This is a genomic window from Methylobacterium brachythecii (genome assembly GCF_014196345.1).
Classification (GTDB): domain Bacteria; phylum Pseudomonadota; class Alphaproteobacteria; order Rhizobiales; family Beijerinckiaceae; genus Methylobacterium; species Methylobacterium brachythecii.
Map to the genome: position 1 here is coordinate 243426 of NZ_JACIDN010000006.1, position 15170 is coordinate 258595.

Consider the following 15170-nt stretch of genomic DNA (forward strand, 5'->3'; position numbering starts at 1 on the left):
GCAACATTTGGAGCTTGGCCCTTGTCCCCACGTCACGACTGAAAAGCTCCCTGGCAACGTTTCATCGCCTGTCGCATGTGATGCAGTTTAACATTTTTGCACTGAGAGGGAACGAAGGGAGGACCAAGAGGCTTCCATGCTGCCCACCCAATGGGCAGAGGAGCATAAAAATGCGTCGCATCGCTTTCGCCGTCCTAGCCGCAACCATGCTGGCGACCCCAGTCCTCGCCGAAAGCGCCAAGCCGGTTGCTCCGCCCGCCGAGGTTAAGTTCGCAACAGCGCCGCCGACAGCAGTGCTCAGCTACAACCTCATTGGACTGACGGTCGTAGATGGCTCCAACAGTACGGTTGGTGAGATCAAGGATCTTATTGTCAACGACGGTAAGCTCGTCGGCTACATCCTATCAGTCGGCGGCTTTCTAGGTATGGGTGAGCACTACGTCGCCGTCGAGCCGTCGTCAGTGGGTCTCACCTACGATGAAAGCGCCAAGAAGTGGGTAGCTTCGGTTAACACGACCAAGGAAAAGCTCAAGGAAGCACCGCAGTTTAAATACGAGGGCAAGTTCAAGCACTAAGGCCACTATGATCGGGAGCACTTTGAGCTCCCGATCATTTCATCCAATATTGGATGTTAAAGTATTCCTCACCTGTAGAGCGCTTGACATGTTTTGTTTGATTAAGTTCGGGCTATCTCATGCCGCGTCGGGCATCCGCTCCAGCAGCTTGTCGAGCGTGATCGGGTAGTCGCGCACCCGGATGCCGGTCGCATTGTAGATGGCGTTGGCGACCGCCGCCGCACATCCGCAGATGCCGAGTTCACCGACGCCCTTGGCTTTCATCGGCGAGGAGATCGGGTCGACCTCGTCTAAGAAGATCACCTCCTGGTGTGGGATGTCGGCGTGTACAGGCACCTCGTAGCCCGCGAGGTCGTGGTTGACGAAAAAGCCGCGGGTCTTGTCGACCACGAGTTCCTCCATCAGCGCCGCGCCAACCCCCATCGTCATCGCTCCGATGACTTGGCTGCGGGCCGATTTCGGGTTCAGGATTCGGCCGCCCGCGCAGACGGCGAGCATCCGTCGGACGCGGATCTCGGCCGTTGCGGCATCGACGCCGACCTCGACGAAATGCGCGCCGAAGGTCGATTGTTGGTACTTGTTGGCGAGGCCCTCGAACTCGATCGCGTCCTCGGCGACGAGCTCGCCGGCCTCGGCAAGCGGGAGGCTGCGGTTGCCGGAACGGACTTGGCTGTCCTCGAATACCGCGTCGTCCGAATTGAAGCCGAGCTTCTGTGTTACCGCCTCGCGCAACTTGGCGCAGGCAGCGTAAACGCCCGAGGTCGAACTGTTGGCGCCCCACTGGCCGCCCGAGCCGGAGGAAATAGGGAAGGAGGAGTCGCCGAGACGCACGACCACTTTGTCGAGGGTGACACCCATCATCTCGGCCGCGGTCTGGCCGATGATCGTGTAGGTCCCGGTGCCGATATCGGTCATGTCGGTCTCGACGGTGACCATGCCGTCGGCTCCGAGCCGGACGCGAGCGCCAGACTTCATTACCTGGTTGTTGCGGAAGGCTGCGGCCACACCTAGCCCAACTCGCCAGCGCCCATCGCGGACCTGACCGGGCGTCGCAACCCGCTTCGACCAGCCGAAGCGCTCGGCGCCGTCGCGCAAGGCTGCCACGAGCTGGCGTTGCGAGAAGGGCCGCTCCGGCTTCTCCGGATCGACCTGGGTGTCGTTCTTGATCCGAAACTGAACCGGGTCCATCCCGAGCCGGTCGGCCATCTCATCGACGGCCATTTCCAGCGCCATCAGGCCCGGCGCCTCGCCTGGTGCGCGCATGGCGTTGCTCTCGGGCAGGTCGAGCGCCGCGACACGCTCGGCCGTCATCCGGTTGGATCCGGCGTAGAGCAGCCGCGTCTGCGCGACTGCGCCCTCGGGCCGGCCGCCCACCTGGTTGCCCGACCAGCTCTCATGCCCGATCGCGATGATCGTGCCGTCTGTGTCCGCGCCGATGCGGATGCGCTGGATCGTGCCCGAGCGATGAACGGTGTTGTTGAACATTAGCGGCCGGGTCAGTGCGACTTTCACAGGCCGTCCCGCCTGCCGCGCGCCGAGCGCGGCGAGGATCACGTCGGAGCGGATCCAAAGCTTGCCGCCGAAGCCGCCGCCGATAAAGGGCGAGATTAGCCGCACCTTCTCCTTCGGCATCTTCAGCGTCTTAACGATGTCGCTGACGCTCCTGTCGATCATCTGGTTGGAGGTCCACACCGTCAGCGCGTCGCCCTCCCAGGAGGCGATGGAAGCATGCGGCTCCATCATCGCATGCGCCTCGTTCGGCGTGGTGTACGTCTCTTCGAGCCGAACCGCCGCCTTGCCGAAGGCAGCTTCGAAATTGCCGATGGCGGTCTCGGCCGGGTTGGTCTGGATCTTGGCGGCCTTGGCCGAGCCCCGCGACGCCGCGAGGTCGAAGGCGCCCTTCGCCTCGTCGTAATCGACCCTGACTAAAGCAGCGGCGGCACGGGCTTGCTCGAAGCTCTCGGCCACCACCAGGGCCACGGCCTGATGGTAATGCGCGACCTCGGGGCCGCCGAGCAGGGGTGCGGTGTTGAACTGACCCAGGCCGAGCGGGCCGGCCGTCTCGGCGGTGACGATCGTCACTACACCCGGCGCGGCCTTGGCCGTCGTGAGGTCCATGCCGGCAATGCGGCCCTTCGCGACGCCGGAGCCGACCACGAAGCCGTATAGGGGCGTCAGCGTCGGGTCGTGCCAATCGTAGGCGTAGGGGGCAGTGCCGGTGACCTTGTAGGGGCCCTCGATGCGGTCGGTCGGCTTGCCGATCACCTTCAGCTGGTCGATCGGGTTCCGGCCGGCGGGCGTGTCGAACTTCATGGCTCAGCCCCTCGCTTCGGTCAGCACGGCGTCGAGCGCGCGCTCGGCGAGCTTAAGCTTGAACGCGTTGTCGCGGGTCGGTTTCGCCTCGGCGAAGGCGCGGTCCGCGACACGCTTGGCGCCCTCCGGCAGGTCGGCCTCGGCCGCCTCGACACGCCATGGCTTCGGCGCCAACCCGCCGAACGCCACCCGTCCGCTGCCATCGCGCTGCACGATCGCCGCGACGGAGACGAGCGCGAAGGCGTAGGAGGCACGGTCGCGGACCTTGCGGTAGAAGTGGGTCCCGCCGACGGGCCTCGGCAGGCTCACCGCCGTGATGAGCTCGCCGGGTTTGAGCGCCGTCTCGACCTGCGGCGTGTCGCCCGGCAGGCGGTGGAACTCCGCGATCGGAATCGTTCGTGTGGCGCCCTTGGCATCGACCGTCTCGACGGTGGCGTCGAGCACACGCAACGCGACGCTCATGTCGCCGGGATTGGTGGCGATGCAGGCCTCGCTCGTGCCGATCACCCCGAGCTGACGCGAGATCCCGCCGATCGCCGCGCAACCAGAGCCGGGCTGGCGTTTGTTGCAGGCCTGCGCGGTATCGTAGAAATACGGGCAGCGCGTGCGCTGGAGCAGGTTGCCCGCCGTGGTCGCCTTGTTGCGCAGCTGCCCCGAGGCCCCGGCCACGATCGCGCGGCTCAGTACGCCGTACTCCTTCCGCACCCGCCCATCGGCCGCAAGGTCGGTGTTGCGCACCAGCGCGCCAATGCGTAGGCCGCCTTCTGCCGTCGGCTCGATTTTATCGAGTCCGAGACCGTTCACGTCGACGAGGTGAGCCGGCATCTCGATCTGCAGCTTCATTAGATCGAGTAGGTTGGTGCCGCCCGCGATGAACTTCGCGTCGGGCCGTGCCGCGATGGCCGAGGCGGCCTCGGCGGGCGTGGTCGGGCGCTCGTAGCTGAAGGCCCTCATCCCTGCCTCCCGGCTACTTCGGTCATGGCATCGACGATGTTGGAATAGGCACCGCATCGACAGATGTTGCCGCTCATACGCTCGCGGATCTCAATGGTGGTGAGCTCGGTCTTCGCGGTGAGATCGACCGTGACGTGGCTCGGGATGCCGGCCTCGATCTCGGCGAGCACTGCCACGCTCGAACAGATCTGCCCGGGCGTACAGAAGCCGCACTGGTAACCGTCATGCTTGACGAAAGCCGCCTGCATCGGATGCAGGGCCCCCGGCTTGCCGAGCCCTTCGATGGTGGTGATGTCATCGTCCTGGTGCATGACCGCGAGCGTCAGGCAGGAATTAATGCGCCGACCCCCGACGATCATGGTGCAGGCGCCGCACTGGCCGTGGTCGCAGCCCTTCTTGGCGCCGGTAAGGTGCAGGTGCTCGCGCACCGCGTCGAGCAGCGTGGTGCGCGTATCGAGCTGAAGCTCACGCCGCTCACCGTTCACCGTGAACGCGACAGGCGAGAGCACAGGGGGGCTGCCTACGGTCGCAGCCTCCGCGCGTGCGGTCAGCGGTAGAATGGTAAGCGCGGTGCAGGCGGACGCCCCCGCGACTACCTCCCGCCGGTTGAAGTCGAGCTCTCCGAACTGTGTCATCGCGCACTCCGAGCCGCATTCGCGAGGCGTTCGCCCGCTCGGACCGCGTTGTCGGGGCGGGGTGCTGCTGTGAATGAGGTCTAAAATAGCCCGGGTGGCGGGTTCGGCCAGTCGGAGACGGGGACATCTCTCTTCGTGGGCGCCGGATGCCGAACCATCAAGGCTATGAAGACGAAGCCCGGACTACCGTTGGACGGCGGCGTCCTGCGTTCTATCTTCGTTCTTTCCACAGGCTCCGACGAACGTGCGATTGACGCTTTCACGAGACCAGGTGATCTGAAGAAGGGTCCTTATCTCAGAGGCCCTGATGCAGACCCCTGACGCACTTCAGCTCCATGGCGAGCGGCACGAGATCCTCCTTCAGATCCGGGACGCCGCGCAGCGCATTCTCGATCATCACGGTCAAGATACCAGGCACATAGAGCCCTTCATCCGTTGCGCGTGGTTTCGTGGGTTCAAGATCACCTCGTACCGTTGGGAGGGCGGCAGGCTCGGGCGCCGTGACGGCAGATGGTGGACGCTGCCCTCCGATCGGCGCGGAGACCCGTTTCAGAACGTTATTGATATCGACGCAGGCGAGCGAGTTGCGTCGCTAGGCTGGCACGCAGATGGCCCTATCCGGGTCGACGGCTTTAGACGAGGGATCTGGGAGATCGAGCTCCTGAAAGCGGCAGGCTTGGCGGTACCGCTTCCGGCAGACGAGATCCAATCGGCATTAGTTGGCCCCCAGACTCGCAATCGCTGGGTGGCGAATGCGCAACTGGATCGCACAGTCGAAAACGTAAAGATCTTCAGTCCGTTGACCTTTTCCGTGATTGGTTACCAACAGTGCATCAGCCAGATTGTCGAGCCGGGAACCGATCTCGCCGAACTCCGTAAACTGATCGAGGATGCATACGGCGCTTCGCGAACTGCCGACGGGCAAGTCTACCTTCGTGGCGCGCCTGTTTCCTGCTTTACCTTAGAAGTGCGAAATGGCGCCCGCTTGGGTCAAACTGGCAGGCCATACGGCAGAACCGCGCTTAGATATCTAATCGGGTCCCACGGTGGTCTCGATGCTGCGGCCAGTCTATTGATGCGATACAATTATGAGCTTCGCCATTCCGCTTGGTGCGAGGAATATCTCCCTTCTCATGCATTGAGGATATTGGAACAGGAAGTCCTTTCGGTGGAGGCAGCACTAGCTTTAGCCGAGACATTGCCTGAATTACCCCATGTAACCATCTTCCATTTAGGTCCAAAACCTTCGAAAGCGCAAATGCGAAAACACCCTGAGTTGTACGGAAGCGTGGCCTACTGATCCCAGCGTCGCCGCAGCCATATTTTTTCTCGTTGTCGCATAGGATCGGCAATTGAGGCGTCGGCAGGCTCGAACCGGTGACGTAACCGTCTACGGCCATTGTGCGCCGGCTAGGCGTCGGCTCGGTCGGCACCCTATCGAAGGGTCGCGGTTTCGCCCGGCTTCAGCGGCCGATCCTCGCCGCCGGGATCGCTCACTGCGTTCAGCCGCTCCAAGTGCTCGAAGACGTGCTCGAACGCTCGTATGACCGCGTGTTCGAAGGAGCCGTCGCCGGTGCCCTGCGCCTGCTTGAGCGCGCTCAGCAGCTGCCGGTGCTTATCTCTATCGTCGGACATGGAAGGTCTCGTGGACGGCTGGCCAGGGCAAAAGGTCAATCCCGGCCCGGTCATGGCGGTTCCAGATTCGGCGCTTCGATTCACAGAGGAACCGGACCGGGGACGCACGCATCGTTCTTGTTGGCGAAAAAAACCCTTTCGGAGACTTGAACATTCAACACCAAAACCGCGGTATCTTCATTTCATGATCTCGCCTGCGGATGGAGCATTAGCATGGTCTTACCTTCGATCGGAGTTGGCCTGAGACCGCGCAGATTGGGTTTGACGCCGGTTCTTGGCCGCGATCTGTGTGTCCGCTTACTTGGCCGATACGTTGACGAAGCGGAAATTTAGCATCGCATAGGTCAAGACGTCAGAACTAAGCGTTCGCTATTTTTGTCAAGCTGGTTGACGCTTCAGTAATGCGTCGAGTCCGCCTACACGGAACCAATGGTATCCATAGCCCTCCATAAAGATACAGTGTTCGCCATCGGCTTCGGCCTCGTTGCGGTTTCCGGTCAGCAAGTCGACCAGGAGTGTGCCCTCGGGAGCCGGGATACCGGTGGCGAAGCGAACCTCGAGCGGTTGCGACGCGAGATTGTGGAGGCAAAGGACGGCATTGCCTCGCCAGTCGTAACGCAAGCCAAGAACGGCGTCGTTCCCGGTTTCTACGGGCACGACATCTCCCCAGCCGATTTCCGGAGCCTCCTTTCTTTGCCGCACCATGCTTTGCATCCATGACAATAGCGATCCGGGATCGTGGCGCTGGTCGGCGACATTCACGTGCGTGAAGCCGTAGGCACCATCCGCGATGATCGCCGTCGACGGCTTATCTGCCCTGCTGAAACCGCCATGACGCTCGGCCGTCCACTGCATCGCGGTCCGGGCGCATTCGCGTTCCTTCAACGAGAGGTCGTCGCCCATTCCAATCTCGTCCCCGTAGCGCAGCACGGGAGTGCCTGGCAGCGAGAGCATCAGCGAATAGGCGAGGCGAATGCGACGTGGATCGCCTGCTAGCATCGGGGCCAAGCGACGGCGGATACCGCGGTCGTAGAGCTGCATGTCCTTGTCCGGCCCAAACGCAGAGAAAACAGCCTGCCGCTGCCGCTCGGTGAGCCGGCCTAGGTCGAGTTCATCGTGATTTCTGAGAAAGGTGCCCCATTGGCAGGAGAATGGACGCGGCTTCGTCTTGGCGATCGCCTTGACCAGAGGCCCCGCATCACCTGCTGCGAGCGCGTAGAAGGTCGCCTGGTTGACCTGGAAGTTGAACATCATGTTCATCCGGTCAGCGTCATCTCCGAAATAGTCGAAGTCCTGCTTAGGCAGCACATTGGCTTCCGCCAGAATGATCGCGTCGCCGCGACGCCACTGCAGGAACTCGCGGAAATCCCTCAGCATGTCGAACTGCTCGCGCGGCTCGCCTTTAACATCAGCGCCCTTCTGCGCGATGACGAAGGGGACCGCGTCCATGCGAAAGCCCGAGACGCCGAGCTCGAGCCAGAAGCCCATGATCTTGAGGATCTCGGCGCGTACCTCGGGGTTCGCTGTGTTCAAATCGGGTTGGAAATCGAAGAAGCGGTGAAAATACCAGGCCTTGGCCTCCCCGTCGTAGGTCCATGTCGTCTTCTGAACGCCGGGGAAGACCATGCCCTTGTCGTAGTTGGTCGGCCGCTTCTCCGACCAGACATACCAGTCTCGATAAGGCGATCTCGGATCGGTTCGAGCCGACTGGAACCAGCGATGCTGATCCGACGTATGGTTCACCACCAGATCGATCAACACCCGCAGTCCGCGCTGACGAGCCGCGTGGGTGAAGGAGACGAAATCCCCGAGCGATCCGTAATTCGGATCGACCCCGTAAAAGTCAGAGATATCGTAGCCACCGTCGCGCTTCGGCGACGGTTGGAAAGGCATTAGCCAGATGGCCGTGACGCCAAGCCCTTGCAGGTAATCGAGTCGGCGCTCCAGCCCGACGAAGTCACCGATCCCATCACCGTCTGCATCCATGAAGCTCCGAACGGACAGGCAATAGATGACCGCGTTCTTGTACCAGAGATCGGTAATCATGAGGCAATCGTCCAGACGCGGGATCGAAATCGACCTTAAACGCTCGAGTTCTCGAAAACGTCGCTCTTTACGAATCTCCCTTCGTTAATCCATTGGCGAGGCTTAGGTGACGGCGATACGCATCGCTGAGAGGCTCGCCTATGGTGGGCGGCCGACAGATGCGAAAACGCCCGCCGCGGCGATCCGGGCGGCCCAATAAGGGTCTGGAGCTAGGCCGATACGGAAGAGGCTTCGCCACTCCAAAACCATGCAACAGGATGCAGAAGTGCGGTGACGCGGGCGGCCCGCACGGCAAGCTTCACAACCGAAAAACTAGTCGAACTCGCGACCGAGCTTCGACGGGTCCCTCACCCAAAGTCCAGCGAATGTCAGTGTAGCGGTGTAGACCGTGAGATTGTGTTCGTCGCGGACAAGCACAGTATAGGCTTGCTGATCGCCATCCTTCGGGATCTCGTCGCGAGCGATCTCAGGAAGCGAATGCATCGCCAAGGATCGGATAGCTTCGTCGCTCCCGCATTCCTGGCCGTCCTGATCTCGCATCAGCGAACGGCCATCGTGAATGTCGAAATGAAAGCGGGGCACGCGCAACTCCTGTGGAGCTGCGAAAACCGCTCCTGGGCCTGCTAAGTTGCCGTGCGATTGCGGACAGACGTGGCACTCGATTTCAATTCGAACGGTATGGGCAAAAATTATCATTGGAAACAAAAGGCCGCCGCGGCGAACCGGGCGGCCTGAGGCTTATCTGGAGCGAAGTCAGTTCGAGTTGCTGCCACCTGCGCTTCCACGCGCGCCCGGCTGGGCCGGCGAACTAGAGTTGCCTCCCGCCGCGGAAGGCGACGAGTTCAAGCCACCCGTCTTGCTGGTGCTCATGCTTTTCGTGGTCGATGTTCGCTTATGGCGGCTTCGCGCATCGGCAGGTGCCGTCATCTGAGCCAGGACCAGCGACGACAGCGCCGCGGCGCAGGCGGCGATCGTGATCTTTTTCATGGTCGATCCCAAAGAGAGTAAGGATCGACGTAACTCGCTGTTGGCGCAGATGGTTCGACGGAAACAAAGAGACGTCTATATCATCCGCAGGTACACCTTGGGCGTTTGAACGGCCGGGGATAAATTTGGGTTTCCCCCTGAGAGCGCCGCGAACAGAGGCGCACGCGCCGATGCCGAAGAAGTTGTGGCATGTCCGACATTCCGCAAGGCGGTCTACCAGGAGTGGATGATTCCAAGCCGCCGAGCTACCGGGTCATGCTCATTGGACGCCGAGGGCAACGTCAGGGCGTCTATTCCCAGTCCCGCGTAGTGGGTAAGTTTGAAATCTGACCCTATTGACCCTGTCTAGCGACTGTCGGGTGCGCGTGTCATGATGGCAGGCATGACAGTTACATCAACCCGACTTCGAGTTTCGGTGGACCAGACAGGGCGGCCGTTGGCGCCATGGTGCTGGTCGCTCCATCGCTACGGCACGAAAGAGCCTTTCATGCGCTCGACGGCTACGTTTTCGAGGCGATCGGAGGCTGAGGGCGCGGGTCGGGACGCCATTGCCAAACTGCGCCTCGACAAGCTTCGCGAAGAGCGCCAGGCTCGCCTCTAATGACCCGCACGACGTGAAACCCGCAAACCGGTCTCCTGATGGAAAGAAGCCCGCTCCAGCAATCGCCGGGCGGGCCAAGGTGCTTAGGGAGGATGATGGGATGCCTGCAAACGTCGCGCCAGACGCAACAAAGCCCGCACCGTGAAACGCCAAATGGCCGATGCGGATTTTGAAGCAGGGCGTCGAGCGGCGATCGGATCGAGAATCGCGATGACGGCATAGCCAAGGATAAAGAGCGCCAGCGCCATGCTGGGCTTGTCGCGAGCGGCCGCCACCAACGCCAGGAATCCGAGGCTGAACAGGCCGAACATTGTTACGATCTGCGCTGCTCGCGGGGCACCTTCGGTCCGAAAGCTGACGCCGCAACGGACGCCAGAAAGGAAGCCATCAGGCCATTCCGAGAAGTGATGGCTCTTAACTGACATGAGAGGCCGGCGCCCAGGCGCCGGCCTTTCTCGTGTGAGGGCGGATGCGGCCTGTGAACAGCTTCAAAGAACGTTTGGATCGACGGCGCCTCGTCCGATCGATCCTCGTTGAGCAGTAGCCGCCAGAGGGTGGGCGGCAGGGGGCTGTCCGCATTCTGACTAGAGCGCCTTCGAAGCCACCATCTGCTACTGGCCAAATCATGCCGGCCGCTTAGCAACCAAGTGAGCCGTTCACGACGGATCGTGCGGTTTCCGAAGCAGACATCCCTTCTGCTAAGTCATCGGCAGAAGTGCGGCCATTGCCGTCAATCACGAGCTTCGCCAACTGGCCTAGACAAATTCAGCTGAATTAAAAATTTGTCCGCGGTCGAAATTGATGTCCTCCATCGCGAGAAGGTAGAAGACGCCTTTAGCACCATAAAGACATTGATGTGGCGGTCGACGTCGGTACGCCCGTCCTCCGTATAGATCTTCACCATGCAATCGACAAGCACCCCAGGTTCCATGAAGACAATAATTGATAGCCGACAGGAATGTATATACGGGTAATAATCAACCTCTACAATATGCAGTAGCCTATTGAAGATTTAGAATACGTATTTTATTCTGATCCATAAGATTATAATCACTCAGCTAACGAAACAATATTCGTACGCCCTGATATAGCTGATCGGCCGCGATCACAGCACGGCCTCGATTAGCCCGAGCTGCTTGGCCTCGTTGGCCTCGATATACCAATTGTACGGCGCACGCTGAAGCACGTCCTCAATAGACACGGTCGAGCCCCGGATGAGGTTTTCAAAGCCCTCGTTCTGGATGACGATCGAGCTTTCGATCTCGTGCAACGTGGCCTTCACCGTCGCAACACAGGTCGTCAGCGGCCCATTGATCTGCAACTCCTTCGAAAGCTTACGTTCGTGGATCATTAGGCGCGTGCCACGCGTGAGGTAGCGGTTGGGACGGGCGAAGAAGCTCATGAAGGTCGTGCCAGCCGAATAGATGGCCGCTTTGCCGAGGAACACGAACCGGCGCTCTGGGCTCAGGTCGCTGTGATAGCGGATATCTTCGCCCATCATGCGCGCGACCTCAGGATCGCCGCCCAAGGTCGAGAGCTCGACCACCACTAGCGTCTTCTCCGACGCTTGCTCGAACTGCCGGCGGAAATCCCGATACATGTCATAGTCGACCGGCCCCGACAGCAGGACGGAAGGCGGACTGAAGGCCGAAGCGGGCAGGGTGTCCATGAATGCTCCTGAGGCTACGGCATCAATGTCTCTGCCGTCAGAGGTCAACCGAGCAGGCATGGAACTGCGCCCGAGCGCGTATGGTTGCACTGCAATATACAGGGATTGTCAGGGCATGTGCGGCGCTTGGTGGAAGACTGGGATGGACATGGCGATGCTGGGCTTTGAGTCCCAAGGCGTCATTGCCTAACGGATTGCACTGTTCGCGTTCGGCGGCCAAAACGCACATATCGAAGCGCAGTTGATGATCACCGAGAAGATTGCCGCAGCCAGTGACGCCGCAATGCAGCTGGCGACTGCGGCGTCGAATGCCAGGGTGATCCCTGGCTACCGCCGCAAGGCCCGAGCGATTTCTCGTCGCCTCAGCTGATGCTGCATTCACTTTCGGCCAGCCGGCGGGCCATCGTGCTCGTTCCAGTCCCATTGCAGGATGGGGCCTGTCGCGTCGCGCTTGATCGGCTAGGTTACCTCAACCGCTCGGGCAAATCTGACTGCAAACGAAGGGACAATGAGGCAGCGGCCAATAGCGTCAATCCGAATACAAGCCTAATAATCAAACACGAGCCGAGGATGATCTATATAGCGTCGTCAGCCAGCCGGCACTGAAGGATCTTCGCCTTGAGCATCGAGATCGCGACTGCTCGTCGATTTTCACAAAATTTTCCCGGCGCTCAGGCCATGCGCGGTTTAGCCTGAAGAGCGATTGGAAAGACCCAGTCGTATAAGAAATTAAAACTGAAAGCATAGAAAAGATAGAAGATTACGATTCCCAAATCGATGACAATAGCCTCCTGAAGACTGATCCCCAAATACCACGCGATGAAGGGGATCAAAAGCGTAACCAGGCCAGCCTCGAATAGTCCTGTATGAACGAGCCGGGTCATTATATTTTTCTCGACGGTTCCTTTCCATCGAAGAAGGATACGATCGAATATCATATTGTAGATGAAGTTCCAGAGCGTCGCGGTTGTCGCCGAGACGATGCCGATGACGCCCATGTGTTCCACCGGCTGCCCAAGCAGGATGGCCGATCCCGGAGTAAAGATCGCCAGCCCGACGATTTCGAACATGAGCGCGTGCCGGACGCGATCGCGGATGGTACGCATTTGGTTGATGACCTCGACTTTTGCTGTGCAGCATTCTATCCGAAGACCTGGCACTCCAAAGTTAGATAGTATCTGAATTACGGATAGATGGCCGTCTCGCTGGACCAGTTGGAAGCGTTCGTGACGGCTGCGGAACGAGGGTCGTTCTCTGCCGCCGCACGTCATCTCGGAAAGGCGCAGTCCGCGGTCAGCACGCTCGTCTCATCCTTGGAGGACGATCTCGGCGTCAAGCTTTTCAGCCGCTCGAGCCGTAATCCTCTGCTGACGGAGGCGGGCACCCGGTTGCTTCCCGAAGCGAAGCTGCTCCTCACCAGGCGTGAGCATCTGATCGGCGTTGCCCGGAGCTTCGACGAGCACATCGAGACCCGTCTGGTCGTTGCGCTCGATGAGCTTTATCCCGAGCCTGCCATCGGATCCCTTTTTGCCGATTTCGCTTGCCAATTTCCCTTCGTCGAACTGGAACTGCTGTTTCCTCACACGGAGGCCGTGACCGGACTGCTGCTCGACGGAAAGGCCGATCTCGGAGTGATGTGGCGTCGGGACGATCTGCCGCCCGAGCTTGGATTCCATACGATCGGCTGGGTCTCGCTCGTTCTCGTCTGTGGACGCGATCACCCCCTGACGCGGTCCCCTGTCGGCTGGGAGGACCTCAAACGCCATCGTCAGATCATGGTCTCCAAGCGCGGCGACCGGGGTGAACGGCACCGGCTACGGGTGGCTGCAGAGGTTTGGTGGGTCGAAAGTCACTGGGTGATCCTTCAGATCCTCCGCCAGGGCCTCGGATGGGCGTTGATCCCGGAGCACATCCTGCATCAGTCGCCGTTCGCAGCCGACCTGACGACGCCTTCGCTCGAGTTCGACGAGGGAGATCACCCGGTGGCGCTGGAACTCGTATGGCACAAGCAGCGGTCCGCAGGCCCCGCGGTCCGATGGCTTCGCGAGCAGTTGGCGAAGAGCGATGCGTGGCGGCGGTCGACGATGGATGGACCGAGCCAAGTTCACGACACCTGACGCAGCCTCCGCTGAACCCGGGCCGAAGATCCGGTCAATGTCGTCGTCGACGACCCTGATGCGCTTGCTCGACTACAGGCTCTCGAGCGCGCGGATCGCTAAACCAGCGCCAACTCGGCTCGACCGGTCGGCGCAGCCTCGGGTCTTGCTTTTCCTTTCATGGCATTGCCGGCGACGTACACCTCGGCAACGCAGCGGTCGTCAGCCATCGTCTGCAGGATGAAGAGTTCCTCGACCAGCGATTTGACCGTCCGCATCCTCAGCTCCATGGCAGGCTTGGCGCAGGAGTCGAGAACGACGATGTCGGCATCGGCTCCGGCATGGAGCGAGCCGATGCGATCGTCGAGACCTAGCGCCCGCGCGTTGCCCAGAGTCATCCGATAGAAGGAGTTCAGGGGCGAAAGACGCTGACCCTGGAGTTGCAGGACCTTGTAGGCCTCGTCCATCGTCTCGAGCATGGAAAAGCTCGTTCCGGCGCCGACATCCGTCGCGACGGACCAGCGGGCTCCGATGCGGTCGAAGCGGTCCCGGTCGAACAGACCGGAACCGAGGAAGAGGTTCGAGGTCGGGCAGAACACGCCGACGGCGCCCGTCTCCGCGAGGACCGAAATCTCTCGGTCGTCCAGATAGATGCAGTGCCCCAGCAGCGTCTTGTCGCCGAGCAGACCGTACCGGGCATAGATGTCCGTGTAGTCGACGGCGTCCGGATAGAGCGAGGTCGCGAAGGCGATCTCGTCCTTGTTCTCGGACAGGTGGGTCTGGACATAGCAGTCTGGGTTCTCTGCCACGAGCGTGCGGCTGACCTCCATCTGCTCTGGCGTCGATGTGATGGCGAAGCGCGGGCTGATCGCGTAGTGAGCGCGTCCTCGGTTGTGCCATTTCGTGATCAGGCGGGTGGTCTCGTCGTAGCTGCGCTGCGGGTTGTCCCGCAGCGCCTCGGGCGCGTTGCGGTCCATCAGGACCTTTCCGCCGATCATGCGCATGCCGCGCTCTTCGGCAGCCATGAAGTAGGCCTCAACGCTCTCGGGATGAACGGAGCAGTAGGCCACCGCGGTCGTGGTGCCGTTCGACAGCAATTCGTCCATGAAGCGGCTCGCGATCGAGGCCGCATAAAGCGGATCGGCGAATTTCTGCTCTTCCACGAAGACGTAGGTGTTCAGCCATTCCAAGAGCTGCGCCCCGTACGAGGCGATGGCCTGGGTCTGCGGGAAGTGAAGATGTGTGTCGATCAGTCCGGGCAGCACGAGATTGGGCCGGTGATCATCGATCGTGACATCGGCGGCCGCGAGGCTCTTCACCCGATCATAGTCCCCGCTCGCGACGATCGCCGCCCCGCGAACCAGCACCGCGCCGTCCTCGAAGAAGCGATAGGACGCCGTGTCGTCGACGCCGCTCGGCTCGTTGACGAAGGTGAGGACGCGGCCTCGGATCAGCAGGTCTCTCATCGCTTCTCTATCTCCCCTGGGCGGCCGTCCGGCACCGGTCGGCGGGAACGGCTCTCGTCCTGCGCAGTGCGGCCATGACGGCAGACGACGGCCGTCCGGCACGCGCCTGCGGTCGTTTCTCCCCGTCGAACCCGAGGATCTTCGTCCACCTTGCGATCTCGCCCGGCGACCAGAGATCGATCGCCTGCCGAGG

The 15170-nt window shown here is 61.2% G+C and carries 14 protein-coding genes and 1 pseudogene; 4 read left to right on the top strand and 11 right to left on the bottom strand.

What is annotated here, in order from left to right; genetic code table 11:
* The first annotated feature begins 170 nt into the window (after positions 1-170).
* The gene (locus GGR33_RS17130) at positions 171-575 is read left to right on the top strand and encodes a PRC-barrel domain-containing protein (protein WP_183507396.1); all 405 of its coding nucleotides are present in this window, start codon (positions 171-173) and stop codon (positions 573-575) included.
* Positions 576-692: 117 nt separating this feature from the next.
* On the opposite strand, the gene paoC is transcribed toward GGR33_RS17130, so the two are convergent.
* The 3 genes from paoC to paoA are packed head-to-tail and all read right to left on the bottom strand — an operon-like array spanning position 693 to position 4477.
* Complete coding sequence (gene paoC / locus GGR33_RS17135; protein ID WP_183507398.1) at positions 693-2888, bottom strand: aldehyde oxidoreductase molybdenum-binding subunit PaoC; 2196 nt, start codon at positions 2886-2888, stop codon at positions 693-695.
* Between the two features lie 3 nt (positions 2889-2891).
* Positions 2892-3842 carry an FAD binding domain-containing protein gene (locus tag GGR33_RS17140; protein WP_183507400.1) on the bottom strand — a complete coding sequence of 317 codons (951 nt, stop codon included), beginning with the start codon at positions 3840-3842 and terminating at the stop codon, positions 2892-2894.
* Complete coding sequence (paoA, locus tag GGR33_RS17145; protein ID WP_183507402.1) at positions 3839-4477, bottom strand: aldehyde dehydrogenase iron-sulfur subunit PaoA; 639 nt, start codon at positions 4475-4477, stop codon at positions 3839-3841. The genes GGR33_RS17140 and paoA overlap by 4 nt, the downstream gene beginning before the upstream one ends.
* 307 nt (positions 4478-4784) lie before the next feature.
* Here paoA and GGR33_RS17150 point away from each other — a divergent pair, with 307 nt between their 5' ends.
* Positions 4785-5777 (top strand): hypothetical protein, encoded by a 993-nt coding sequence (locus GGR33_RS17150; protein ID WP_183507404.1) that lies wholly within the window; start codon positions 4785-4787, stop codon positions 5775-5777.
* Between the two features lie 134 nt (positions 5778-5911).
* On the opposite strand, the gene GGR33_RS17155 is transcribed toward GGR33_RS17150, so the two are convergent.
* The 6 genes and pseudogenes from GGR33_RS17155 to GGR33_RS17180 form a co-directional block, all read right to left on the bottom strand.
* Positions 5912-6112: a hypothetical protein gene (locus GGR33_RS17155; protein ID WP_183507406.1), complete on the bottom strand. Its 201-nt coding sequence runs from the start codon at positions 6110-6112 to the stop codon at positions 5912-5914.
* 378 nt (positions 6113-6490) lie between these two features.
* Positions 6491-8158, bottom strand: coding sequence for an alpha-amylase family protein (locus tag GGR33_RS17160; protein WP_183507408.1), 1668 nt, complete (start codon positions 8156-8158; stop codon positions 6491-6493).
* A 312-nt stretch (positions 8159-8470) separates the two neighbouring features.
* Positions 8471-8854: a DUF6894 family protein gene (locus tag GGR33_RS26575; RefSeq protein ID WP_425488789.1), complete on the bottom strand. Its 384-nt coding sequence runs from the start codon at positions 8852-8854 to the stop codon at positions 8471-8473.
* A 57-nt stretch (positions 8855-8911) separates the two neighbouring features.
* The gene (locus GGR33_RS17170; RefSeq protein ID WP_183507412.1) at positions 8912-9145 is read right to left on the bottom strand and encodes a hypothetical protein; all 234 of its coding nucleotides are present in this window, start codon (positions 9143-9145) and stop codon (positions 8912-8914) included.
* A 780-nt stretch (positions 9146-9925) separates the two neighbouring features.
* A pseudogene (locus tag GGR33_RS26580) lies at positions 9926-10129 on the bottom strand (DUF3429 domain-containing protein); the annotation flags it as partial.
* Positions 10130-10851: 722 nt separating this feature from the next.
* On the bottom strand, positions 10852-11415 hold the full coding sequence (locus GGR33_RS17180) for a ClpP family protease (RefSeq protein WP_183507416.1): 564 nt from the start codon (positions 11413-11415) through the stop codon (positions 10852-10854).
* Positions 11416-11659: 244 nt separating this feature from the next.
* Between GGR33_RS17180 and GGR33_RS26585 the strand changes: the two genes are divergently transcribed.
* Positions 11660-11785, top strand: a complete 126-nt coding sequence (locus GGR33_RS26585; RefSeq protein WP_425488790.1) for a hypothetical protein — start codon at positions 11660-11662, stop codon at positions 11783-11785.
* Between the two features lie 301 nt (positions 11786-12086).
* Here the strand turns inward: GGR33_RS26585 and GGR33_RS17190 are convergent, their stop codons facing one another.
* A complete protein-coding gene (locus GGR33_RS17190; protein ID WP_183507417.1) occupies positions 12087-12521 on the bottom strand; it encodes a PACE efflux transporter in 435 nt (144 codons plus the stop codon).
* 87 nt (positions 12522-12608) lie between these two features.
* Between GGR33_RS17190 and GGR33_RS17195 the strand changes: the two genes are divergently transcribed.
* Complete coding sequence (locus GGR33_RS17195; RefSeq protein ID WP_183507420.1) at positions 12609-13532, top strand: LysR family transcriptional regulator; 924 nt, start codon at positions 12609-12611, stop codon at positions 13530-13532.
* A 98-nt stretch (positions 13533-13630) separates the two neighbouring features.
* Here the strand turns inward: GGR33_RS17195 and guaD are convergent, their stop codons facing one another.
* Positions 13631-14977, bottom strand: coding sequence for a guanine deaminase (gene guaD / locus GGR33_RS17200; protein ID WP_183507422.1), 1347 nt, complete (start codon positions 14975-14977; stop codon positions 13631-13633).
* Positions 14978-15170: the final 193 nt, after the last annotated feature.